The organism is Burkholderia sp. YIM B11467, assembly GCF_052952715.1.
In genome coordinates, this window is the sequence record NZ_JBQVSQ010000001.1 from 619,371 (window position 1) to 641,084 (window position 21,714).

The window sequence follows — 21,714 nt, forward strand, 5'->3', positions numbered from 1 at the left end:
GATGCCTTCTCCCGTTTCGGCCGTGAATCAGTCCTGCGCCCACGGCAGGCCGCGGAAGCGCCAGCCGTTGCTGCCGCCGCGATGCTGCCGCTCGTCGAGGTCGCCCTCGAACCCTTCGAGCACGTTGAATACCTGCGTGAAGCCGCCCTTCGCCGCGGCCTCGGCCGCCTGCGCGGACCGGTTGCCGCTGCGGCACAACAACAGCACCACCGCGTCCTTGCCGGTCTTCGCTTCCAGTTCGCGGACGAAGCGCGGGTTGCGCGTCAGGCTCGTGCCGGTCGCCCACGGCACATGCAGCGACGCCGGTACGTGGCCGACGAATTTCCGTTCTTCGGCCGTGCGCACATCCACCAGCAGCGCGTCGCCCGCCGAGAACAGCGCCCACGCGGCTTCCGGCGCCACACCGCCCGCGTAGGGCGTGCCGGCCAATGCGGCCGCCGCGCGGGCGTCTTCGAGCGCCTGCTGCGCAGCGGTTCGTGCTTCCAATGCAACCGTCATGACACTTCCTTGTTTTCGTGGATTCGTATGAACAAAAACACCGGGAATGCGGCCGTTGCAGCTTGCGTGCTGTCTATAGCCGTCAGCCCCACTATGCGAGTGCGGCCGGGCAGGCAGAACCAATAAAAATTCATTTCCTAATCAGCGCCGAATGAATTGCTATCGCGGTTGTGCGCTATCGGGCGGATTGATGCAGTTCGTCGCTACGGCGAACCTGCATGGAAGCGACGGTACGGCCCGCGTCAGCGCTCATATATCAAGAACGCATCAAGTCGATACCAACGATATATTTTTCATCTATAGCGTCTCGGCCCAAGATATCGACATTGCCCCGCCGACACGATTGACGGGGTTCCAGACAGGCGAAGCGATCGACGCGTGCATGGTCTGATCTCCGCGCTCGAACGAGACGGATTCGATTCAGTTCGTTTTCCGCGTTGCTTTATTAAGGATACCAATATGAAAAACCGGCTTTCCGTCGGCATTTCATTCGTGACGATCGCTCTGCCTGCGACCGCGGCGCCCGTATCAGCGCGCGTCCATTTTTTACGCTTTCAGGAGAAGAATATGAAATCGCTCATTTGTTTCGCACTGGCTGCTGCCGCGCTGACCAGCGCCACCGCAAGCTTCGCGAATACGACTTCGGCGCCCTTGACCCGTGCCGAAGTCATTGCCGACCTCGTGCGCCTCGAGCAGGCGGGTTACCAGCCCGCGGCGGGCGACGATCCGCACTATCCGGACTACATCCAGGCCGCCGAAGCGAGGGTCGCGGCTCAGGCCGCCGCGCAGCAGCATGGCGCGGTCCAGGCCGGTCGTTGACGGGCAGCGCGGGCGATCCGCGCTGCGACATCCCGAGCCGGAACGCTGCAGATGCGGCGACTCGACTCGGGCACTGCCGTCCACGTCACCGCGAACGCTTGAACACGTCCGTGGCGAGTTCGCGAAACGCTTGCGCGCTCGGGCTCAAGCTGCCGCCCTTGCGCCAGATCATGCAGAGATTGCGCTCGATCTTGAGGTCCTTGACGGGCAGTTGTACCAGCGCACCGGACGAGAGTTCTTCGGTGACGGTGCTACGCGAGACCCAGGCGATCGCATTGCCGAGCCTCACCAGTTGCTTGATCGCCTCGGCGCTGCCAACCGACAGCTTCGGCGCCAACGTCAACCCTCGCTGCGCATAGGCCTGCTCGACGACCGTTCGCGTTCCCGAACCGGGTTCACGCATGACCAGCTCCGCTGTTCCGATTGCATCGGCGGTCAATTGACGTTTGCGCGCCAGCGGATGCGTCGGCGCGGCTACCGCGATCAGTGCGTCCCGGCCAATGACGGCTGCATCGAATGCGGTGTTGTCGTAAGGCCCTTCGATCATGCCGATCTGGCGCTCGTTCGCGAGGACGGCGTTTTCGATGTTCTCGCTGTTCGAAATCCGGAGATCGACCGTGATGCCCGGATAGCGTGTGCGGAATGCGTCCAGCACGGCCGGCAGCAGATACACGCCGATGGTCCGGCTCGAACCGATGCCGAGCTGACCTCTCGTGAGGCCGGCGAACTCGCCGACCGCCGCCTCGGCAACATCGGCCAGCGAAAAAATCTGGGCGGCATATTCGGCGAGGAGTCGGCCCGCTTCCGTGGGCCGCATGCCGCGCGGCATGCGGTCGAACAGCGTCACGCCCAGCCGTTCCTCAAGCTCCCGAATCTCGCGTGTGAGCGCGGGCTGGCTGACGTGCAGTCTTTCGGAGGCCGCCGTCACGCTGCCGGTTTCGACAACCGCGTGAAACGCGGCCAAGTGAGTGAAGTTCATCGATGTATATGATCGTGATATAGGAAGCATCTAAACGATGTATTTTTATTATACAAAGCCGCTCCCTAGAATCCAGTCATGCAGTTCTTCGACACGGAGAATCAAATGACCAAGACCAACTCGACCATCGGCGCGCCGCGTGGCCTGTCCGACAGAATCCGGCAATTCACGCCCAACTGGTTCGCGATGACGATGGGAAACGGCATCGTGTCGCTGGTGCTCGCCGGACTACCGCTGCACTTCAGCGGGCAGCGGGCACTGGCATCGGCGTTGTGGGCCATCGACATCGTGCTGTATCTCGCCTTCGCCGCGATGTTGACTGCCCGGGCGATCCGGTTCCCGGAAACGATTCGGCCGCTGCTGCACCATCCGGTCCAGTCGATGTTTCTCGGCGCGGTGCCGATGGGCCTCGTGCCGATCATCAACGGCATCGTCCTGTTCACGGGCGGGCACGCCGAGGCCAATGCGCTCGCGTACGCGTTGTGGTGTTTCGACGCGCTGCTGTCGGTCGTCGTCGCGATCGGCGTGCCGTTCTTGATGTTCACCGAGCAGGGACACACGTTCGAACGCCTGACCGCGGTCCTGCTGCTGCCGATCGTCGCACCGGAAGTGGCGGCGTCGAGCGCGGCCACCCTCGCGCCGCATTTCGTTGGGTCGCAGGCCCGCCTGCTGATCGGCGCGGGGTACGTGCTGTGGGCCATCTCGGTGCCGCTCGCGTTCGCGATTCTGACGCTCGTGTTCTTCCGGCTCGTCATCCACAAGTTGCCGCACCGCGACCTCGGTCCGTCGAGCTGGTTAACGCTCGGCCCGATCGGTACCGGCGCGCTCGGTCTTCTGACGCTCGGTCAGGCGGCACCGGTTGCGTTCGCCGGTACGCCGTTGGCCAGCGTGGCGGTGCTAGCACGGGACTTCGGCATTGTCGGCGGCCTTCTGCTCTGGAGCGCCGGTCTCTGGTGGCTCGCGTGCGCCGTGCTCTTCACGATGCGCTACTGCCGCGAAGGACTGCCGTTCAATCTCGGCTGGTGGGGTTTCACGTTTCCGCTGGGGGTTTATACCGCCGCGTCGCTGAGCCTGTACCACGCGACGGGTTTTGAGGGGTTCGCCGTATTCGGCACGTTGCTCGCCGTGTTGCTCGGCGGCTTGTGGGCCATGGTGATCGCGCGCACATGCCGCGGGATGGTGCACGGCAGCCTGTTTCATGCGCCTTGCCTGGCGACAGTTTCCAATTAATCGAGGTCGATCATGTTCATCGGATTCATTCCATTCCTGTCCGCCACCGTTGCGCTCCTGCTGTCCTTGCTGGGACGCGACAGGGCCGCTGGCGCGACGTGGTGGCTGACCACGCTACTGGTCGCGGTATGGGCCATTCATCACGGATCGCATCACATTCCGCAGTTCGCCACCTACGGCTCCTGGTAAGAGGTCAAAAAAATGAAAGCCAATCGCCTGATCGATTTGTTGGCGCTGTACAGCGTCAATGCGGTACTGCTCGTCGCGTTCTATTTCCAGCTGGCGCACGGTGAACTGCCGTGCTCGCTCTGCAATCTCCAGCGGGTTGCATTCATGCTGCTCGGCGCGGGACTGCTGTTGAACGTGTGGGGCCGCAATCCTTCTCCCGCCAATTACGCGTTGAGCGCAGTCGGTGCGCTGGTCGGCAGCCTGATCGGGTTGATGCAGATGTTCCTGCACGTGTTGCCCGGCACCCCGCCCTATGGCGGTGCGATTCTGGGCATGCACATGTACACCGCATCCTATGTCGCACTGACCGCAAGCATCATCTATTGCGTGCTGATGCTTGCGTTCCAGACGCGTCTGCAGTCGATTCACGTCGGCGTGGCGCGGTCCGGCGAAACCGGGCGGTCGCCGTTCGTCAAGCTCGCGGTCGGGTTGTTCGCGGCCCTCGTGATCGGGAACCTGGTGTCCGTGTTTGTCGAAACGGGTTTCCACGCACTCTATAGCGATCCGCAGCACTATCACCTGCTGTACTGCGGCGATCCGGAAGCCCCCGCCGGCGCGGGTCCGACGAGCTGTCGTCAATGACGATCGGGTGCCGCGCCGGCCGGTCGACATCGCCGCACGACGGCGGCGCGGCATCCGCTTACTGCGTATCCTGCTTTGCGCGTTCCGCGGCGGCGATGATCGCGTCGGCCACGGCCTTCGGCTGGCTCAGCATCGCGACATGGCTGCCGTTCACGCGCGTGACCGTTGCGCCGATCCGCTTCGCCATCGTTTCCTGCAGCTTCGGATCGATCATCCGGTCCTGCGTCGCGACGACGAACGACGACGGTTTCGCATGCCACGCGGCCTGCGAGACCTTCTCAGAAATGCAACCACCGTACCACGGCCCCTGGGTCGCCGCGACGATGCGCTGTTGCGCGGGCGGCAGGTCCGGCGCGAAATCCTGCGCGATCGCCTTGTCCGACAGCCGCGTGAACCCGCCCGCATCCTTGCGCAGCTCGCCGGCCCATGCGGGCGCCGGCAGCCCCTGCGTGACGTCGGCGATCGACTGGCCATCGTCGGGCGCGAACGCCGCGACATAGACGAGCGACTTCACCTTGTCGTCGTTGCCCGCGTCGCTGATCACGACACCGGCCCACGAATGACCGACCAGCACGACCGGCCCCTTCTGCTCGTCGATCGTGCGCTTCGTTGCAGCCGCATCGTCGGCGAGCGAGCTCAGCGGATTCTGCACCGACACCACATGCAGCCCGCGCGCCTCGAGCAGCGGAATCACGCGGTTCCAGCTCGACCCGTCGGCGAACGCGCCATGCACGAGCACGACATTCGTGCCCTTCAGGTCATCCTTCGGCGCGGCCTGCACCGCAACCGCACCGAACAATCCACCGATCACTGCGGCGGATACCAGAACCCGTTTCATCGAACCGGCCATCGTTTTGCTCCTTGCTCTGTTGTGTTGTTTGAACATGCTGCTGCGGCTGCTGCGCCCGCCCATGCGGCAGGCGCAGCAGCGCATCACGAATGCGCGTACAGGTCGTCGGCGGCGTTCTGCGAGGAACGCGCACGTGCCGAGTCGCGATGGCTGGCCGCTGCCGAAGCATCGGCCACGTTGTCGCCTTGCGACTTCGACGGGCCGTTCTGGTCGGAACGCGCAACCCGCTGTGTGGCGGCGATGACGTCGTCCGGGTAATGCGGTTCGCTACGTGCCGGGTTGTAGCCGGCCTGCTCCAGCCGGACCAGTTCGGCGCGCACGTCGGCGCGCGTCAGGCCGTGGCCGGTATCGGCGAACGACAATGCGGGGATGGCGGCGAGGACGGCAACGGCGAGGATACGGGCGGTTTTCATGAGCATGCTCCTTGACGAAAGTTGAGGTGTCGATCACTTGGCATCCGATAAAAACGTCTGGCATCGAATGTTTGCTGCATGTCGACAGTAGAACCCGCTCACGTATCCGGCATGTTTCCGAAACCGGTGCTTTCTGCATGCCAGTTTTTCCGGAACGGCCGCAGATACAGTGCGATACAAAGTCGCCATTCGAAGCGTTCGGCCACACCCATGCACCATGAAAAAAAGGCGTGCCTCGCGCGGCACGCCTTTCGTTGCATCGAACCCGCGATGCCGCATCACGTCATGGCGCCAACCGCGTGAACACATAGTCGTGGTTCTTCACGCGCGCCTGGTGACACGCAAAGCACGTCTGATGCTGGCCGATGTCGGCCGGCACGCCGTTGATGAAGCGCCCGAAACCCCAGCCGCCCGTCGCGGCATAACGGCGCGAGTCCTTCACCATCACCTGCACGGTCGTCGCCTGGCCGGGCACCGTCGCCGGCGCGAACTCGTCGGACTGCTTGCGCTTGTACGCGAGCTTCACGAGGATCGTGCCGTCGGGGAACGGCAGCGTCGCCTGTTCGAGCGCGCGGATCGCGACAGGGTTGCCGAGCACCACGCGCAGCTCGTCGAGCGGCGCGGCCTCTTCGGCCGGCGCGACCATTTCCCACTTCCGGTAGCCGGGTGGAATCGTCACGCCGTAGATCGGCGAAGCAGCGGGATTCGGCTGCTCCGCGAACGCGGCAGGGCCGCTCGCCGACAACGTGCCGGCCAGCAGCGCGCCTGCGACGAGCGTGCGGCCCATGCCGCGACGCAGGATGCCACCACCCGCCCGCATCACAGATGCTCCACTTGCAGGATCGCATCGGCGAACGCCTGCGGCGCTTCCTGCGGCAGGTTGTGGCCGATGCCACCGGTGATCGTCCGGTGCTGGTACTTGCCCGTGAACTTCTTCGCGTACGCGGCCGGTTCCGGATGCGGCGCGCCGTTCGCGTCGCCTTCCATCGTGATCGTCGGCACGGTAATCGCCGGCCCGGCGGCGAGACGCCGCTCGATGTCGTCGTATTGCGCTTCGCCCTTCGCGAGCCCGAGGCGCCAGCGATAGTTGTGGATCACGACGGCCACATGATCGGGGTTCTGGAACGACGCGGCCGAGCGCGCGTAGGTTTCGTCGGAGAACTGCCACTTCGGCGAAGCAAGCTGCCAGATCAATTTGTTGAACGCGTCGCGATTCGCCGCGTAGCCGAGCGCGCCGCGCTCGGTCGTGAAGTAGAACTGATACCACCACTGGAACTCCGCCTGCGGCGGCAGCGGCTTGCGGTTCGCCTCCTGGCTGCCGATCAGGTAGCCGCTCACCGACACCAGCGCCTTCACGCGCTGTGGCCACAGCGCCGCGATGATGTCGGCCGTGCGCGCACCCCAGTCGTAACCGCCGAACACCGCGCGGTCGATCTTCAGCGCATCCATCAGCGCGACGATGTCGACGGCCGTCACGGCCTGCTGCCCGTTGCGCACCGTGTCGGCCGAGCGGAACGTCGTCGAGCCGTAGCCGCGCAGGTACGGCACGATCACGCGATAACCGGCCGCGACGAGCAGCGGCGCGACTTCCGCATAACTGTAGATGTCGTACGGCCAGCCGTGCAGCAGGAACACGACGGGGCCCTTCTTCGGCCCGAGATCCGCATACCCGACGTTGAGCACGCCCGCGTCGATCTGGTGGATCGTCCCCAGCGACGCAGCGCCGGCCACGCCCTTCGCGGTCGTTGTATCGGGCGCCGACTGCGCGCGCGCCAGGTTGCCGAACCCGAGGTCGGCAAGGCTCAGGCTCGCCAGCGTCGTGCCCAGGATCAGGCGGCGGCGGGTGTTCACGGTATCAGGCATGACTCGTTCTCCATTGTCGATCGTTAAGGAAGGGGCCCGCGGCACGGGCGGGCGCTCAGGGTTCGCCGTTCGCAGCGGCGGCGCGTGGCACCGCGCCGCCGTGTGAAACGCTTCACCGGTTTTATATCCGAACCGTCCGGATGCTTTGTATCGCAACGTATCTGTGTGCGAACACGACACACAGCGATTCAAAAATCGCGCGAGAAGCGACGTAACAGGCGCGCGTCGCCTGACGCATCGGCAAACCTCTCGCCAACAAAATACTCAACGAATCACAACAGAAAACACCCGCATCTAATGCCAATTGCCCATCAACAGTCGTTAATCTCCGGTTTCGCCATTCTCCGGCCCGCGTTCCTGATATGCTCGCCCGAGACGAACCATCCGTCCTGTTTTCGCGAGAGCGAGGCCGTCATTTCACGGTCGCTCCGACAACACGAGACATGCACGCGCTCGACAGCCTCTCCCCCCAAATGTGAAACGGAGTCTCCGACATGACCGCATCACCCGATTGCCGGTACGAAGAATCGTCATTCTCGTCAGACGTGGATGGCGCCAGGATCTTTTTCCGGAAATGGACGCCGCCGGCCAACGAGACACCGCGAGGGGCCGTGCAGATCACTCACGGGATCTGCGAACATGGCGGCCGCTACGATCGGCTCGCCCGCTATCTGGCGGCTCGACACTACGTCGTCTTCGCGCTTGATCTGCGCGGACATGGTCGTACCGCCGGGGCCGCTGCATTGGGGCAAGCCGGGCTCACGGCGTGGGCCGACATGACGAGCGACATCGCCCAGCTATCCCGCCTGATCGGGACGCAGTTTCCCGACCTGCCCTTGATTGCGTTCGGCCACAGCATGGGCTCCGCACTCACGCAAGCGCACATCCAGAACCACGGTTCTCTTCTGGCCGGCGCGGTACTTTGCGGCACGCTGGGCGCATTGCCCGGTGTTGATGACGACACGCTCGCGCAACTCGGCGTCGTAGCGCGTTCTGCCGACGGCAACCAACCCGCGATGCTGTTCGGCAAAGTGCTGCAAGCATTCAACGCGCCGTTCGTGCATCAGGGGCAACCGTCGACCGGCTGCGAATGGATGACGGCGGACCCGGCCGAGGTACAGCACTTTCTGGACGACGAACTCTGCGGCAAGCCGTTTTCCAACAGCATGCTGTACTCCGTGCTCGACGGCTTCCGTAACCTGTGGATCCCCGAGCATGAATCGAGAATTCCCGTGGACCTGCCGGTTCTGGTGATCGCCGGCACCCACGATCCGGTAGGCGAACATACGATTTCGATCCAGGCGCTGATTGCCCGTTACATGCGCCAGGGGCATCTGGCGCTGACATACCGGTTCTATCCCGGCGACCGGCATGAAATATTGAACGACCACAACAAGGATCTCGTTCAACACGATATCGATGCGTGGCTCGAAAGCGTGCTGCTCCGCCGACAGCACGAACCCACGTAAATCCCGTGCAGCGATCATGGAATCGAGGTGCCGGCAGTCAATGCCCTGCTGCGCGACGGCCGGCTCCGGGGATCGAGTCGGTCAGCGGACCGACCGCCTTCAGCATTTCGAAGATCGGAAGGCGTTGATCGCCTCGTGTCCATCCACTCGGTTCAGCGATGGACACCTGGCAGGCACGCTGTCCAGTTCAAGAGACGGGTAATTCGTATTGGGTGGTTGATGCCGGCACGCTGATCTGACTCAGGAATCCTGATAGATTCGAGAGCGAGTCTTGCGGAGACCTTTGCCCTGCGCCAGGAGGTGGTCAGCAGTGAAACGGAAGCGCTTTCCGATCGAACGGATTGTCGCGGTACACCGGCACGATCAGTTCGATGATTGCGCCGTTACGCGCGGTGCGTATCGTAGTCCGCAATCGCACCCTCGGCGTGCATCGCCTGTTCGAGAAGGGCTTTCGCGGCTTGCCACGCGCGCGCCGCAGACGCGGCGTCGTTGAACGCCCTGGCGTCGACGGTCGCACCATCCAGCAGCATCATGTAAACGGCCGCCAGTCGTTTTGCCGTGTCGGGCGACACGAGGCCCGCGAGCAATTCGGCGACCCATTCGACCATTTTCCGGCGGTACCGGATCGCGACATCCGAGATGGGCGGATACGCCGTGCCGAATTCGGCCAACGCGCGCTCGAACAGGCACCCGGCAAATTCGGGCGTATTGAACCAGGCTTCGTACCAGTCGAAGATCGTCTTTACACGCTCGACCGGATCGGTGACGTGCAGCAACTGCGTGTCGATGCTGGACACGATCAGGTCGTAGCGCTGGACCAGCACTTCCCGAATGAGTTCGTCCTTGCTCGGGAAATGCCGATACAGCGTCATCCGGGCGACGCGGGAATCGTCGATGATCCAGTCGACGCCCACCGGATGAAAACCGTGCTTCGAGAACAGCTCGGTCGCTTTATCCACCACCAACTGGCGTTTGCTGGCTCGCACGAACGGTTCCTCCTTGATTCTTCCAACTGCACGGGACGAGCAATTCTAGCATCGTACCGCTCGGTCACGTCCGCCCTCCCCGCCGGCCTCCCGGCCGGGCCAGCAGGGCCCGTCACACAAACTCGCAAGTTACCTTGACTCTTGGATAGACCGATATGTATCATTTGAAACTAGAAAATACCAGTTTATGTCGGTTGCTTTAAAAGATCCGGATTTTCGGACAGGAATTCAGTGCCTGACGGTGCCGCGGCGGAATTGGGCGAATGACGGGGCAGTGTGCGGATGCCCGCCCCGTTTTCGCGCGTCAAACCTTATAGCGACATTGCAGGGCAAAACAAGAACCTGAGAGCGCTTTGGGTCGCGTGTCGGCGTTGGCGGATGAAATTCGCCGTCCCGCGCGCAAACCGGTACGCGATCACGGGGTGGGTTAGCGCGAAGCAGTGCGGCGCCAATAGAACTCAAGGAAGGTAACAATGCATCGCCGTTTACTCGCACCGGGGCTGCTGTTGCTGCTGGCCGCTTGCGCGCAGGATCCGTCCGTGACCAGCAACACGGTACGGATCTGCGACGACACCGGTTGTTCCGATCGCCCTAAAGATCAGGTCTCCTATCAAAAAAGGGACGATTCGGAAGACCGTGAAGATCCGCGCATCGTATCGCTCAAGCAAACCGCGAAGACCCAGCCGAAGGCCGCCTACGACCTCGGCCTGCGTTATTTCCGTGGCGACGGCGTGCGCCAGGACAGCTACCAGGCACTCAAGTGGATGCGCGACGCAGCCGAGCGCGGCGACCTGCAGGCGCAGAAGGCGCTCGGCAGTTTCTACCTGTTCGGTCTCGAGGAAATGGGCTCCGATCCGCGCGAAGCGGACAAGTGGCTGTCGATCGCGGCGGGCCGCGGCGACAAGGAATCGAAGAAGCTGCTCGAGCTCGCGCGCAAGGCCAAGAAGGAAGACGAAGAAGACTGGAAATGGCGCACGCAATGGCGTGACGTCTATTACGGCTACTGGTACTCGGGCTATCCGTACTACGGCGTCTGGAATCAGACGTACTGGTACTACTGACCGGGTTGGAAGCAACGGGGCGGCAGCGGGGAGACCATCATCGCGCCAAGCCCGGGGGGCTTACGAAGTTCGCACGGACACATAAGCCGAACAACGACTCACTCGATCGATAACGACATGAAGACCATCCTTTCCCATCGTCTCACTCAAGGTGCGCTGGTCGCAGCGCTTTGCGCCTCCGTCGCGGGCTGCGGCGGCGTGGTGACGCCCGGCGGCCAGAACGCCGGCGTGACGGGCGCCGCAGCAGGCGGCACGAGCGCCGGTGCCGATTCGGGGCTGCAGCGTTGCGCGTCGCCGCTCGGCACGATCGCCGTCGACGACGGCCGCAATGCCGACTGGTGGGGCCCGTTCGGCAGCGCGACCAAGATGACGACCATCGATCCGCTGCTGCGCCTGGCCGTGCAGCAGTCGAACTGCTTCGTGATCACGTCGATCGGCAACCAGAAGAGCGACGCGCGCCTGTCGCGCATCACGCAGCTGCAGCGCAACTCCGGCGAATACCGCGCGGGCTCGAAGCAGCAGAAAGGCCAGCGTGTCGCGGCCGATTACTACATGGAACCGCAGATCGTCATCAACGATTCGCCGATCGCCGGCATCGGCAGCATGATCGGCGGGCTGATCGGCAACAGCGCGGTGGCGGCGGTGGCCGGTCACCTGCAGACGAAGGCATCGGTCGTCACGCTGACGTTGTTCGACGTGCGCTCGGCCGTGCAGATCGCGGCGGCCGAAGGCAGTTCGACGGCGACCAACTACGGCGCGGCGCTCGGTGGTTTCGGCGGTGGTGTAGGCGGCGCCCTTGCGGGCTTCTCGACGACGCCGGAAGGCAAGGCGACCGTCGTCGCGTTCATCGACGCGTACAACAAGATGGTCGTCGCATTGCGCAGCTACAAGGCGCAGGACGTCAAGGGCGGCCTCGGCCGCGGTGGCCAGCTCCAGGTCAACTGACGTTCACGGGCCGGCGGTGCGCCGCCGGCCGATTCCCGATTCCCGACGGTCCGTGCGCGCGGCGTGATCCGCGCGTACCGGCTTCTCTCGTCCTTTACGTTTCGAGGTGATCCCGATGAAAGCCGCTGCATTAATCGCATTGACCTGTCTGGCCCTGACCGCCTGCGGCGGCGACGACAATCCTTCGCCCACGCCGTCCGGCACCGGATCGGGCGCGAGCAACAACGGCGGCAGCGGCGGCAACAGCTCGGGCAGCCCGACCGGCGGGACGACCGCCTCGAACCTCGAGTGCGATCCGGTTTACCAGCAAGGCGATACCGTGAAGTTGCACATGTATACGCAAGCAACGTCGCAAAGCCAGCCCGTCGACAACGGCGTGTACACACGGACCTTCGCGCCCGCGAAGTTCCAGGGCATCGCGTTGACGCAGCAGGCCGAAACCACGGCCGGCTCGCCGATCCAGACCAATCACTACTATCTCGTCGGCAACGGCGTGCGCACGAATTACGGCACCGATGTCTACAATTCGGGCACCCTCGCGCTACAGGACGTGAATTCGCCGCCCTATGTCGAGACGATCGGGCTCGCGGGAAGCGAGACGGTGAATTACGTGGATACGCCTGTCTTTCCGTCGGGCGGGGCCCCAACCTCCGTCTCGATCCAGCGCGCTTATGTCGCGCGCGAAACCGTCAGCCTCAGGAACGGCAAGGTCTTCGCGAATGCGTGCCACTATCACACCACGGAGACGCTCTCCAATGCGGCGCTGACGAACACGACGATCGCGGACGACTGGCTGGCGCCGGGTGTCGGCCTGGTCAAGTCGGTGGCCAATATCGGCAGCACCCAGATCATCACCCGCGAGCTGGAGTCAGCGACCGTTGCCGGCAAGTCCTATTGAGCGTGCGGTGCCGCCGCGTGACGCACGGATGTGCCGCCGTTCGGCGTCGATGCTCAGAGCGCCTTGACGATCGCGCGGTCGACGCGAACGTTCTGGCCACAGCCCGACCGTGACCGATACGCGCGCAGCCAACGCGCACCGCATCCTGCAGCTCGCACGGGCACTGCACGCGATTCCGTAAAAACGAACGCGGGCCGCACGACAACCGGCCCGCGTTCGCCAATCAACCCGCGCTTACCCGCGACGCAGCGGCCGGAACCCCGCACGCACCTCGCGTGCGAACAGTTCCGGTTCTTCCCATGCCGCGAAATGCCCGCCCTTGTCGACTTCGTTGAAGTAGATCAGGTTGTGATAACTGCGCTCGGCCCAGCTGCGCGGCGCCTGGTAGATCTCGCCCGGAAACACCGTGATCGCGGCCGGCAGCGAGATGTCCACCGCGTTGAAGTTGTTCGAGTGATCCTCCCAGTAGATCTGCGCGGCCGAAGTCGCGGTGTTCGTCAGCCAGTACAGCGAGATGTCGTCGAGAATCTCGTCGCGCGGAATCGAGCGTTCAGGCACGCCACCGCTGTAAGTCCACTGCGAGATCTTGTCGACCATCCATGCAGCCTGCCCCGACGGCGAATCGGCGAGCGCATAACCGACCGTCTGCGGGCGCGTGACCATCATCGCCGAGTAGCCGCAGTTGTCGCGATAGAACGTCGCGAGCTTCTCGTACGCGGCCTTTTCCTTCGGCGACAGCGAAGCCGGCGCGGGCGCATCGGTGGCGAGCAGCGTCGCGATATCCGGCGGCACCGTCGCCGGCATGTTCACGTGGATCCCGGCCAGCCCCTGCACGCGCTGCATCGCCATCCGGTGCGAGATCACCGAGCCGCAGTCGCCGCCCTGCGATACGAAGCGCGTATAGCCGAGGCGCGCCATCAGCTCGCCCCACGCACGCGCGATGTGGTCGGAACCCCAGCCTGTCTGCGTCGGCCGGCCCGAGAAGCCGAAGCCCGGCAACGATGGCACGACGACATGAAACGCGTCGTCCGCGCTCGCGCCGTGCGCGGTCGGGTCGGTCAGCGGGCCGATCGCCTTCAGCAGCTCGAAGATCGAACCGGGCCAGCCGTGCGTCATGATCATCGGCATCGCGTTCTCGTGCCGCGACCGCACGTGGATGAAGTGAATGTCGAGCCCGTCGATTTCCGTGATGAACATCGGGAAACCGTTCAGGCGCGCCTCGCCCTTGCGCCAGTCGTAGTCGGTGCCCCAGTAGCGCAGCAGCGCCTGCATGCGCGCGAGCCGCACGCCCTGCGATTCGTCGGCGACGGTCTCGCGGCCCGGCCAGCGCGTCGCGGCGATGCGGCGGCGCAGGTCGGCCACGGCTTCGTCGGGAATGTGTGCGGTGAACGGGCGTATGCCGCTGCCGCCGGTCGCGGCATGCAGCGCGGTGGGCAGCATCGCGGATACCCCGGCGGCCACGGAAGTGGCCAGCAGGTGGCGACGCATCGGGGAAAACGGTGTGGAAGACATCGTTCGGCATCTCCTTTCGTGAAGTGGAAAGTGAACATGCCGCGCGCGGGGTCGCGCCTTGGCTTTCAATCCGGCGCGCCCGGGTCACGCGGCGTCGCCCATTTGAAAGGTCTGATGTATCCCGGATTTGTCTGGTTTGTACGCGTTTGTAGCCGCTGTACGGCGAGCGGCCCGCGCGGCCGCTCGCCGGTGTGACGCTCGGCGTGGCTCAGAGCGCCTTGACGATCGCGCCGTCGACGCGAATGTTCTGCCCGGTGATGTAACCCGCGCCGTCCGACAGCAGGAACGCGACCGTCTTCGCGATCTCCTGCGTCTTGCCGAACCGGCCGGCCGGAATGCGCGCGACGATCTCCGGCGTTTCCGGCCAGCTGTCGATGAAGCCCGGCAGCACCGCGTTCATCCGGATGTTCTCGGCCGCATAACGTTCCGCGTAAAGACGCGTCCACGCGCTCAACGCCGCGCGCAGCGCCGACGACACCGGCATCGGCTGCTCGGGCGCATCCGCCGCGAAGCTCGAGATGTTGACCACCGCGCCGCCGCCCTGCTTCTGGAAGATCGGCGTCACGCGGCGCATCACGCGCACCACGTTCAGCAGGATCAGGTCGAGCCCCGCGTGCCAGCTTTCGTCGGCGATCGACAGCAGCTCGCCCTTCGGCGGATGCCCGGTGTTGTTCACGACCGCGTCGATCCGGCCGTAACGCGCGACCGTCTCCTGCACGAGCCGGTCGATGTCGGCCTCTTCCGTCACCGAGCCCTGGATGCCGAAGCCGCCCAGTTCCTCGCCGAGCGCCACCGCGCTGCCCGACGGCGACATCAGTGCGACGCGATAGCCCGTCGCCGCCAGTTCGCGCGCGATCGCCGCGCCCATGCCCTTGCCAGCCGCCGTGATCAACGCCACTTTTTCTACAGTCACGATCTGCTCCTCGTTTGGATCCTGCCGCCGCGCAGCCGCCATTCGGCGCGCCATGGTGGTAATGTAGGCGCATCACAAACGACTGTCGAACCAGTATTTCTGCCTCCAGACGATAGTTTTTCTACAGCCTTCCGATGCCGCCTCGCCCCTCCCGCCTGCCGCCGCTGAATGCGCTTCGTGCGTTCGAAGTCTCCGCGCGGCACCTCAATTTCCGCGCCGCCGCCGACGAGATCGGCGTGACGCAAGGCGCCGTCGCGCAGCAGGTGCGCCACCTCGAGGACGTGCTCGGCCTGAAGCTGTTCGAGCGCCTGCCGCGCGGCCTCGCGCTGACGCACGACGGCGCCGCGTATTTCTCCGACGTGCAGCGCGCGCTGCATGCAATCGCCGACGCGACCGACAAGCTCGTGAAGCGGCGCGCGGCGCTGACCATCAGCACGACGCCGTCGTTCGCGTCGAAGTGGCTGATCCCGCGGCTCGCGCAGTTCACCGACGCGCATCCCGACTACGACGTGCGCGTGATCGCCGACCAGCAGCTCGCGACGTTCCGCCACGACGGCGTCGATCTCGCGATCCGCTTCGGCAAGCCGCCGTTCGGCAAGCATCTCGCCACGCATGCGCTGTTCCCGCTCGACGTGAGCGCCGTCTGCAGCCCCGCGCTGCTGGCCGCGCCCGCATCGCCGCGCGCGCTCGCCGGCCATGTGCTGCTGCACGACGCGCACGACCTGTGGCCCGAGTTCCTTGCGGCGATGCCCGAATCCGTCGACGTCGATCCGCACAAGGGGCTACGCTTCAACCAGACGTCGCTCGCGATCGATGCGGCCGTCGCCGGCCAGGGCATCGCGCTCGCGACCGATCCCCTGGTCGAACGCGACATCGCTGCCGGCAGGCTGTGCAAGCCGTTCGATTTCGCGTTTCCGTTATCGGTGGGGTTCTATCTCGTGTATCCGGCCGAGCGGCGCGACGACGACGCGATCGCCGTGATGCGCGGCTGGATGATCGGGCAGGCCGCGTCGGACGGGCGGCCTCCCGGCCCGCTCGCCAGTCGCGGCCACGCAGACACGGAATAAACGCCATGCTCGATCTCGATCACCCGATGACCCCGTATATTCTCGAAGCCGCCAAGGTCGAAGACCGGATACGGCACGCGCTTCTCGCGTGGCGCGACGCACCTGAATCCGGGCAAGCCGCGTCGGCTGCCGGCGAAATTGCCGAGCGGCTCATTCCGCTGCTGCGCACGCTCAACGACGAACACTTCGGCGCCGATCAAGGCATCGCCGCGACGCTGAACGAACTTGATGCCGCCGTCTGCAACGGCAATCCCGAGACGAGCTGGAAAATATTCGTGCAACTGACCGCCGGCCCGGGCAGGAATTTCGGGACCTGGGCGATATAGCGCCGGGAGGCGATCCGATGGGATGGGAGGAAAAATACGGCGGCATCCGAACGGACCACCCTGGGCACGCTCAGGGTGCGATCCAGCGGGATTCATAACCGCTTTCGTTCAGGTCGAACACCGCGCGACGGTGGCCGGCGCGCGCCAGTTCGAGCCAATCAAGGCGTTTGACCGTCACGTGCAGCAAGCAGAAGTTTTCGTAGCCGTCGTCGGTTGGCGCGGCGCCCTCGCTCGCCGCGACATGCGCGGCTTCAGGCGACGCGACCGGCGTGCCCGGTGGCAACGGTGCGCGATACAGCAGCAGCGTATGCGGACGGCTCGATTGCCAGATCGCGCGCCGTTGCGCTTCGTCGTCGCAGATCGATGCCACGCCTTCCGCACGAATCTGCACGAGCGCGTCGAGATCGTTCGCGACGAGCGCGATGCGCGGATCGCGGCGCAGCTCCGCGACCTTCTCCGAACGCGCATCGGTATGAAACGACAGCACGCGATCGGCACGGCTCACCTGGCGCAACACGATCGTGCGCACCTTCGGCGCACCGTCGACGCCAAGCGTCGCGGCCTGCAGCATCGTGAACGGCGAGCGCTGCATGCTGACGCCGGATTCGAGGCAGGACCACAGACGGTCGTACGTTTCCGTGAGCGATTCGGAGGCGGTGTCGGACATGATGGAAGAACGGCGATCGCATGGGTTTCGATCGCGCAAGCTTAACCGTTTGCTGCAGCGACGGCACCCGCGCGGCGCGCCGGCCGCTGCCGCCGCGCAGGTCAGTTGTAGCCGAGCACCGCCGGCGCGGCATCGCCCGCATCGGTCGTCGGCTCCGCGCCGAAACGGCCGAGCACGTCGGCAACATACTGCGGCCCCGCGCTGATCTGCGACGACCGATGTTCGACCGGCCGGTTTTCGCCAGCGCCCGACGGTACCGTGTCAATGACGGTGAGTTTCATGTTCAGGTCTCCTCACGCGGCCAATGCCGCTTCATACGCGCGCACGAGGCGCGCCACGCCTTCCCGGATCGCCTCGACGTCCGGCGCGGCGAACGACAGGCGCAGCGACGCCGCGTCGACGTTGTCCGCGAAAAACGCCTTGCCGGGCACGAACACGATCTTGTTCGCGATCGCCTGTTGCAGCAGCACGTCCGACGACACCGCACCGATCCGCGCCCACACGAACATCCCGCCTTCGGGGCGATGGAATTCGATCGCATCGCCGAAGCCGTCGCGCAGCGCGTCGCACATCGCATCGCATTTGCGCTGGTAGGCCGCCGTGATGCGCGGCAGATGGCGTTCGAGCGCACCGTCGGCCAGATATTCGGCGGCGGCCGCCTGCGTCCACGGCGTGCTGCACAGATCGACCGTCTGCTTCGCGATCACGCAGCGCCGCGCGATCTCGGCCGGCGCGATCGTCCAGCCCACGCGCAGCCCCGGCGCGACGATCTTCGACAGGCTCGCGAAATGCACGATCCAGTCGCGCGCGCCGTCCACTTCGTCGGCCAGCGCGAGCATCGACGGCACGGCTTCGCCCGCGAAACGCAGGTCGCCGTACGGATCGTCCTCGATGATCAGGAAACGGTATTGCACCGCGAGACGCAGCAGCGTCAGCCGGCGTTCGCGCGTGAGCGTCGCGCCCGTCGGGTTCGCGAAGGTCGGGACCGTGTAGAGCAGCTTCGGCTGGGCGATCGCTCCCGATGCGAGCTGGGCCGCGAGACGATCGACGTCGAGCCCTTCCCCGTCGACCGGGATCGTCACGATGCGCGCCTGTTGCAGACGCATCGCCTGCAGCGTGGCCGGATAAGCCGGCTGTTCGGTCAGCACCACGTCGCCCGGCGACACCATCACGCGCAGCAGCAGGTCGAGGCCCTGCTGCGAGCCGGTCGTGACGAGCAGTTCGGCCGGCGTGCACACAACGCCGCGACGCGCCATCAGCGCGATCAATTGCTGCTTCAGTTCGGCGAGGCCGTCGGTCGGGCCGTATTGCAGGCAGCGCACGGGCTGCGCGTACGCGCGTGCGGCGGCCGTGTTCAGCCCGTCGACGTCGAACAGGTCGCTGGCCGGATAACCGCCCGCGAAGGAAATCATGCCCGGTTCGGACAGGTACTTGAACAGTTCGCGGATCGGCGAGCCGGCGGGATTCTGGAATGAGGGAGTGAACGCGTACATGTCGTCGTGAGCTGGATGGCGCGGACGGCCGGGATAGCCGTCAGGTACCGGCCACCGCGGCGCTTCTGGCGCCACGGCGGCGAATTCGAGCCACGATTGTCGATAGTCATTAAGGCCGCGGCAAACGATATCTATGCACTAGGTCTTGCGGTTTGGTCATCAAATGGTGCAGTGACGCCGGGGTGGCGCCGACTCAGTGCGCGGTCCCCGCAGGCTCGGCCGGTGGCGGCTTGCCCGTCCGTGTCATGAGCGCGCGCGTGAGGTCGTCCGACACATAGTGGGGGCCATCGAACAGATAGACCTGATAGCCCCGATAGGCCAGCAGCTGCTTGCTCAATTCGTCGGCGCTGGCTGACCGGAAACCGCCATGCTCGGACGGCCGGAACGCCTCGGCGATGACCCGCACGCGCCGTTTGCCCAGGCGCGACGTCAGCTCGTCGAGGTAGGTGCGCGCGACGGACGGCTCGCGGGCATAGACGCCGCAGCCGTCCTGGAAGAACACCCCGACGTCGGCGGGCAGCCACGCTGCGAGCCAGTCCGTCAGCGCCTTTCCGCCGATATTGGTCTGGTCGTAGACGCTCACCCAAAGCGGACGCGGCAGCCGTTGCAGGATCTCGGCGAGCTTGGGCGCGTCCTGCCAGGTCGGATCGATTTCGACCGGGAAGTAGTAGCCGGTGACATGCAACGGGATCGGCGCGCGTGCGATCTCGACGGACTGGTCCGCGAGCGTCGACAGATGGGTGCGCGCGCGTTTTTCGTCCTGGTAGCCGGCCAGGCCCAGGATCACGTTTCTGGCCCACGGCTCGCGGCCGATGCGTTCCCAGTCGGGAAGGTGCGCCGCGGGTCGGATGCGGGGGTTCGCAACGTACGCGGTATCGTCGACGACGACCCATTGAACCAGCAGGTCGCGCACGCCGAGCACCTGCCAGTTGCCGACCGGATTCGTCGTCGTGTTGTCCACCTGCCAGACGATGCCGTCCGCGTGAACGTCGTGCGCGGTCCAGCTGCATGCGGCGACGACGAGCGATGTGCCGATTGCCGCGAGCGTCGCCGCCCGGGGCGAACGCGGTGCATCAGCGCGCCGGCGCGGCCGCCCTGCCAGCCGGAATCGGCTCATACGCCGTTGAAGCTTGCGCAAGGCCGGAACGACGGACGTGGTCATCGTGTTGGCTCCCCGGAAACGTTCTTGCGTGTCATCGTAGCCGACCCAACGCAAACGTGCGACCCGCATTGCCGATGCGGGTCGCATGGGGCTGCCGCCACGTTCGCGTCACTTGGCCGTCGTGCCGTCCACGAACTTGTAGCCGAGATTCGCAATGCCGTTGACCAGGCTCTGGAAGTCCTTGTAGGCCGGCAATCCGAGTTCGGGCTCAAGCCAGTACGGGTGGAAGAAGAAGGACGCGAAACCGTCCCGCACCGCCAGACCGTATTGCGCATTGGTGATGAGTGTCTGCCACGTGTACGTGATGCACGAGAACGGGTCGATATTGCAGATGTTGTACTGGATACTGCCCATGTTCTCCGGAATGATCCGTTCACCGTAGTAATCGGAGTTGATGATGTACGGGAAAAACTGCCCGGCCGAGAAGTCCTGGTTGGGCGCACCCGTTCCGAGTTGCGGATTGGTCGCGGTGTAGTAGACGGCCCGCTGGAACGTCGTCGGGAACGTGAGGGCCGTGGCGGCCGCTGCGTTCGGCGACATCTGGTACTGCGGTGCGGCCCAGCCGACGATCTTGTAGCCGTTGAGGGTGAACTCGAGGACACCGGCGGCCATTCTGGCTTCCGCCCATGGGATGGAATCCTCATCGACGGGACGGTTCTGGACCGCAAACCAGAACTCATAGTCGCTGCCGCTGACCGCATTCTGGAGATTCGGCGTCGAATCGTACTGGTGCGTATAGCCGTGCATCACGATCGAGCCGCCACGCGCGATCGCGTAGTTCAGCGCACTCTTGAGGCCCGTTGCCTGCGCAAGATGGATCGTTTCCGGCACGCCGCCGTTGTAATAGCCGTTCGGATCCGTATACACGGGAATGGTGGCCATCGTGAACGGAATCCTCTTCGAGTACAGGAAGTTCGTCAGCAAGGTCATCGAACTCGTCGTCGTATACGCGTCGAGGTCCTCCAGACGGACGAGCGCACGGTGATTCACCGGTGCATTGGTCTGCAGGATGTCGTGCAGGATGTCGCATATCACCAGGTATCGATCCGTCGGCCCGATGTAGGAAAACGGCACATCCGCGAAATACCAGAGCTTGCCCGAGCGCATGACGTATGGCGCGGTTGCGCCGCTCACGCTGTTCTTGATCGTGACGAGTGCTTGCGCCTTGGTGGCATCGATGACCTGGGTCAGCCCGACATCCGGATCCGCATTGATCGCGCCGGTCGACGCGTTATACGCGTAGTACTTGACCATCGGCAGGTTCTTGTACGTGACCGTGTCGTAGAAGCCGGGATTCGGATTGCTCGACGATGGCGTCGTGTTCAACCCGGCGATGCCCTGGAAGCTGAACCCGTAGGTCTGGTTGAAGGTATAGGCCGTGTTCCATGCCAGCTGCCACAAGTTGTACTTGAACCAGACCACGGTCTTCGTGGCGGTCATCACGTCGCTCATGAACGCCGTCGGAATCGGGTTGTTGTAGTAGTCGCCGATGTAGAACGTCACGTCGTGGTTCGCGACCATCCCGGCCGTGTAGTTCTGGATCGGCACCAGGTCGACCGTCGCGTTGAAGTGGCCAAGCAGGTTCCGCAACATGACGCTGTACATCAGGCCCAGCTTCGAATACGGGTCGTTGGCCGGGTTGTCGTACAGCACGAGCGTATGGGCAGTGGTGGCCTGCGCGTGCGCCGTGCTCGGCAACGTCATTTGCGCGAGTCCGGCAAGCAGGGCTATGACGAGCAAGATCTTTTTCATG

Annotated in this window: 24 protein-coding genes; 10 read left to right on the forward strand and 14 right to left on the reverse strand. The window is 64.7% G+C overall.

All coding sequences use genetic code 11. The features are described 5' to 3' along the window. Nucleotides 1–27: 27 nt before the first annotated feature. Entirely contained in the window at nucleotides 28–498 is a 471-nt protein-coding gene (locus ACTRWB_RS02745; protein WP_446900847.1) for a rhodanese-like domain-containing protein, read from the reverse strand. 459 nt (nucleotides 499–957) lie between these two features. On the opposite strand from ACTRWB_RS02745, the gene ACTRWB_RS02750 reads away from it, so the two are divergent. Further along, nucleotides 958–1,317, forward strand: coding sequence for a DUF4148 domain-containing protein (locus ACTRWB_RS02750; RefSeq protein WP_446900848.1), 360 nt, complete (start codon nucleotides 958–960; stop codon nucleotides 1,315–1,317). 85 nt (nucleotides 1,318–1,402) lie between these two features. On the opposite strand, the gene ACTRWB_RS02755 is transcribed toward ACTRWB_RS02750, so the two are convergent. Next, nucleotides 1,403–2,296: a LysR family transcriptional regulator gene (locus ACTRWB_RS02755; protein WP_446900849.1), complete on the reverse strand. Its 894-nt coding sequence runs from the start codon at nucleotides 2,294–2,296 to the stop codon at nucleotides 1,403–1,405. A 105-nt stretch (nucleotides 2,297–2,401) separates the two neighbouring features. On the opposite strand from ACTRWB_RS02755, the gene ACTRWB_RS02760 reads away from it, so the two are divergent. The 3 genes from ACTRWB_RS02760 to ACTRWB_RS02770 are packed head-to-tail and all read left to right on the forward strand — an operon-like array spanning nucleotide 2,402 to nucleotide 4,336. Next, on the forward strand, nucleotides 2,402–3,526 hold the full coding sequence (locus tag ACTRWB_RS02760; protein WP_446900850.1) for a TDT family transporter: 1,125 nt from the start codon (nucleotides 2,402–2,404) through the stop codon (nucleotides 3,524–3,526). A 12-nt stretch (nucleotides 3,527–3,538) separates the two neighbouring features. Next, nucleotides 3,539–3,715 (forward strand): DUF5993 family protein, encoded by a 177-nt coding sequence (locus tag ACTRWB_RS02765; protein WP_446900851.1) that lies wholly within the window; start codon nucleotides 3,539–3,541, stop codon nucleotides 3,713–3,715. Between the two features lie 12 nt (nucleotides 3,716–3,727). Continuing rightward, entirely contained in the window at nucleotides 3,728–4,336 is a 609-nt protein-coding gene (locus ACTRWB_RS02770; protein WP_446900852.1) for a disulfide bond formation protein B, read from the forward strand. Nucleotides 4,337–4,394: 58 nt separating this feature from the next. Here ACTRWB_RS02770 and ACTRWB_RS02775 read toward each other — a convergent pair whose 3' ends face one another. From ACTRWB_RS02775 to ACTRWB_RS02790, 4 genes are all read right to left on the reverse strand, one after another. Beyond that, on the reverse strand, nucleotides 4,395–5,186 hold the full coding sequence (locus tag ACTRWB_RS02775) for an alpha/beta fold hydrolase (protein ID WP_412025269.1): 792 nt from the start codon (nucleotides 5,184–5,186) through the stop codon (nucleotides 4,395–4,397). Between the two features lie 83 nt (nucleotides 5,187–5,269). Further along, nucleotides 5,270–5,599, reverse strand: a complete 330-nt coding sequence (locus tag ACTRWB_RS02780; RefSeq protein WP_446900853.1) for a DUF4148 domain-containing protein — start codon at nucleotides 5,597–5,599, stop codon at nucleotides 5,270–5,272. A 283-nt stretch (nucleotides 5,600–5,882) separates the two neighbouring features. Continuing rightward, complete coding sequence (locus ACTRWB_RS02785) at nucleotides 5,883–6,419, reverse strand: cytochrome P460 family protein (RefSeq protein WP_048248280.1); 537 nt, start codon at nucleotides 6,417–6,419, stop codon at nucleotides 5,883–5,885. Further along, a complete protein-coding gene (locus ACTRWB_RS02790; protein ID WP_446900854.1) occupies nucleotides 6,419–7,462 on the reverse strand; it encodes an alpha/beta fold hydrolase in 1,044 nt (347 codons plus the stop codon). The genes ACTRWB_RS02785 and ACTRWB_RS02790 overlap by 1 nt, the downstream gene beginning before the upstream one ends. 494 nt (nucleotides 7,463–7,956) lie before the next feature. On the opposite strand from ACTRWB_RS02790, the gene ACTRWB_RS02795 reads away from it, so the two are divergent. Further along, nucleotides 7,957–8,931, forward strand: a complete 975-nt coding sequence (locus ACTRWB_RS02795; RefSeq protein WP_446900855.1) for an alpha/beta fold hydrolase — start codon at nucleotides 7,957–7,959, stop codon at nucleotides 8,929–8,931. 383 nt (nucleotides 8,932–9,314) lie between these two features. On the opposite strand, the gene ACTRWB_RS02800 is transcribed toward ACTRWB_RS02795, so the two are convergent. Then, complete coding sequence (locus ACTRWB_RS02800) at nucleotides 9,315–9,917, reverse strand: TetR/AcrR family transcriptional regulator (RefSeq protein ID WP_446900856.1); 603 nt, start codon at nucleotides 9,915–9,917, stop codon at nucleotides 9,315–9,317. Between the two features lie 473 nt (nucleotides 9,918–10,390). On the opposite strand from ACTRWB_RS02800, the gene ACTRWB_RS02805 reads away from it, so the two are divergent. The 3 genes from ACTRWB_RS02805 to ACTRWB_RS02815 all read left to right on the forward strand — a co-directional run bounded on the left by ACTRWB_RS02805 (nucleotide 10,391) and on the right by ACTRWB_RS02815 (nucleotide 12,821). Beyond that, a complete protein-coding gene (locus ACTRWB_RS02805; protein WP_446900857.1) occupies nucleotides 10,391–10,978 on the forward strand; it encodes a tetratricopeptide repeat protein in 588 nt (195 codons plus the stop codon). Between the two features lie 117 nt (nucleotides 10,979–11,095). Beyond that, nucleotides 11,096–11,923 (forward strand): hypothetical protein, encoded by an 828-nt coding sequence (locus ACTRWB_RS02810; RefSeq protein WP_412025276.1) that lies wholly within the window; start codon nucleotides 11,096–11,098, stop codon nucleotides 11,921–11,923. 115 nt (nucleotides 11,924–12,038) lie between these two features. Then, a complete protein-coding gene (locus ACTRWB_RS02815) occupies nucleotides 12,039–12,821 on the forward strand; it encodes a hypothetical protein (RefSeq protein WP_446900858.1) in 783 nt (260 codons plus the stop codon). A gap of 234 nt (nucleotides 12,822–13,055) precedes the next feature. Here the strand turns inward: ACTRWB_RS02815 and ACTRWB_RS02820 are convergent, their stop codons facing one another. Beyond that, entirely contained in the window at nucleotides 13,056–14,333 is a 1,278-nt protein-coding gene (locus ACTRWB_RS02820; protein WP_129516520.1) for an epoxide hydrolase family protein, read from the reverse strand. Between the two features lie 208 nt (nucleotides 14,334–14,541). Continuing rightward, entirely contained in the window at nucleotides 14,542–15,246 is a 705-nt protein-coding gene (locus tag ACTRWB_RS02825; protein ID WP_048251800.1) for an SDR family oxidoreductase, read from the reverse strand. 134 nt (nucleotides 15,247–15,380) lie between these two features. Here ACTRWB_RS02825 and gcvA point away from each other — a divergent pair, with 134 nt between their 5' ends. Both gcvA and ACTRWB_RS02835 read left to right on the forward strand, forming a co-directional pair. Then, complete coding sequence (gene gcvA, locus ACTRWB_RS02830; protein WP_446900859.1) at nucleotides 15,381–16,313, forward strand: transcriptional regulator GcvA; 933 nt, start codon at nucleotides 15,381–15,383, stop codon at nucleotides 16,311–16,313. A 5-nt stretch (nucleotides 16,314–16,318) separates the two neighbouring features. Further along, nucleotides 16,319–16,639, forward strand: coding sequence for a hypothetical protein (locus ACTRWB_RS02835; RefSeq protein ID WP_446900860.1), 321 nt, complete (start codon nucleotides 16,319–16,321; stop codon nucleotides 16,637–16,639). Nucleotides 16,640–16,709: 70 nt separating this feature from the next. Here ACTRWB_RS02835 and ACTRWB_RS02840 read toward each other — a convergent pair whose 3' ends face one another. The 5 genes from ACTRWB_RS02840 to ACTRWB_RS02860 all read right to left on the reverse strand — a co-directional run bounded on the left by ACTRWB_RS02840 (nucleotide 16,710) and on the right by ACTRWB_RS02860 (nucleotide 21,713). Next, a complete protein-coding gene (locus tag ACTRWB_RS02840) occupies nucleotides 16,710–17,306 on the reverse strand; it encodes a pyridoxamine 5'-phosphate oxidase family protein (RefSeq protein WP_446900861.1) in 597 nt (198 codons plus the stop codon). Between the two features lie 101 nt (nucleotides 17,307–17,407). Next, entirely contained in the window at nucleotides 17,408–17,587 is a 180-nt protein-coding gene (locus ACTRWB_RS02845; RefSeq protein ID WP_048251775.1) for a hypothetical protein, read from the reverse strand. A 12-nt stretch (nucleotides 17,588–17,599) separates the two neighbouring features. Continuing rightward, nucleotides 17,600–18,799: an aminotransferase-like domain-containing protein gene (locus tag ACTRWB_RS02850; RefSeq protein WP_446900862.1), complete on the reverse strand. Its 1,200-nt coding sequence runs from the start codon at nucleotides 18,797–18,799 to the stop codon at nucleotides 17,600–17,602. A 193-nt stretch (nucleotides 18,800–18,992) separates the two neighbouring features. Next, complete coding sequence (locus tag ACTRWB_RS02855; RefSeq protein ID WP_446900863.1) at nucleotides 18,993–19,961, reverse strand: hypothetical protein; 969 nt, start codon at nucleotides 19,959–19,961, stop codon at nucleotides 18,993–18,995. Between the two features lie 108 nt (nucleotides 19,962–20,069). After that, on the reverse strand, nucleotides 20,070–21,713 hold the full coding sequence (locus ACTRWB_RS02860) for a DUF2334 domain-containing protein (protein ID WP_446900864.1): 1,644 nt from the start codon (nucleotides 21,711–21,713) through the stop codon (nucleotides 20,070–20,072). Between the last annotated feature and the right edge of the window lies 1 nt (nucleotide 21,714).

Coding starts and splice junctions, on each gene's coding strand:
- ACTRWB_RS02745 (WP_446900847.1), bottom strand. CDS start 498: ATGACGGTTGCATTGGAAGCACGAACCGCTGCGCAGCAGGCGCTCGAA.
- ACTRWB_RS02750 (WP_446900848.1), top strand. CDS start 958: ATGAAAAACCGGCTTTCCGTCGGCATTTCATTCGTGACGATCGCTCTG.
- ACTRWB_RS02755 (WP_446900849.1), bottom strand. CDS start 2,296: ATGAACTTCACTCACTTGGCCGCGTTTCACGCGGTTGTCGAAACCGGC.
- ACTRWB_RS02760 (WP_446900850.1), top strand. CDS start 2,402: ATGACCAAGACCAACTCGACCATCGGCGCGCCGCGTGGCCTGTCCGAC.
- ACTRWB_RS02765 (WP_446900851.1), top strand. CDS start 3,539: ATGTTCATCGGATTCATTCCATTCCTGTCCGCCACCGTTGCGCTCCTG.
- ACTRWB_RS02770 (WP_446900852.1), top strand. CDS start 3,728: ATGAAAGCCAATCGCCTGATCGATTTGTTGGCGCTGTACAGCGTCAAT.
- ACTRWB_RS02775 (WP_412025269.1), bottom strand. CDS start 5,186: ATGGCCGGTTCGATGAAACGGGTTCTGGTATCCGCCGCAGTGATCGGT.
- ACTRWB_RS02780 (WP_446900853.1), bottom strand. CDS start 5,599: ATGAAAACCGCCCGTATCCTCGCCGTTGCCGTCCTCGCCGCCATCCCC.
- ACTRWB_RS02785 (WP_048248280.1), bottom strand. CDS start 6,419: ATGCGGGCGGGTGGTGGCATCCTGCGTCGCGGCATGGGCCGCACGCTC.
- ACTRWB_RS02790 (WP_446900854.1), bottom strand. CDS start 7,462: ATGCCTGATACCGTGAACACCCGCCGCCGCCTGATCCTGGGCACGACG.
- ACTRWB_RS02795 (WP_446900855.1), top strand. CDS start 7,957: ATGACCGCATCACCCGATTGCCGGTACGAAGAATCGTCATTCTCGTCA.
- ACTRWB_RS02805 (WP_446900857.1), top strand. CDS start 10,391: ATGCATCGCCGTTTACTCGCACCGGGGCTGCTGTTGCTGCTGGCCGCT.
- ACTRWB_RS02810 (WP_412025276.1), top strand. CDS start 11,096: ATGAAGACCATCCTTTCCCATCGTCTCACTCAAGGTGCGCTGGTCGCA.
- ACTRWB_RS02815 (WP_446900858.1), top strand. CDS start 12,039: ATGAAAGCCGCTGCATTAATCGCATTGACCTGTCTGGCCCTGACCGCC.
- ACTRWB_RS02820 (WP_129516520.1), bottom strand. CDS start 14,333: ATGTCTTCCACACCGTTTTCCCCGATGCGTCGCCACCTGCTGGCCACT.
- gcvA (WP_446900859.1), top strand. CDS start 15,381: ATGCCGCCTCGCCCCTCCCGCCTGCCGCCGCTGAATGCGCTTCGTGCG.
- ACTRWB_RS02835 (WP_446900860.1), top strand. CDS start 16,319: ATGCTCGATCTCGATCACCCGATGACCCCGTATATTCTCGAAGCCGCC.
- ACTRWB_RS02840 (WP_446900861.1), bottom strand. CDS start 17,306: ATGTCCGACACCGCCTCCGAATCGCTCACGGAAACGTACGACCGTCTG.
- ACTRWB_RS02845 (WP_048251775.1), bottom strand. CDS start 17,587: ATGAAACTCACCGTCATTGACACGGTACCGTCGGGCGCTGGCGAAAAC.
- ACTRWB_RS02850 (WP_446900862.1), bottom strand. CDS start 18,799: ATGTACGCGTTCACTCCCTCATTCCAGAATCCCGCCGGCTCGCCGATC.
- ACTRWB_RS02855 (WP_446900863.1), bottom strand. CDS start 19,961: ATGACCACGTCCGTCGTTCCGGCCTTGCGCAAGCTTCAACGGCGTATG.
- ACTRWB_RS02860 (WP_446900864.1), bottom strand. CDS start 21,713: ATGAAAAAGATCTTGCTCGTCATAGCCCTGCTTGCCGGACTCGCGCAA.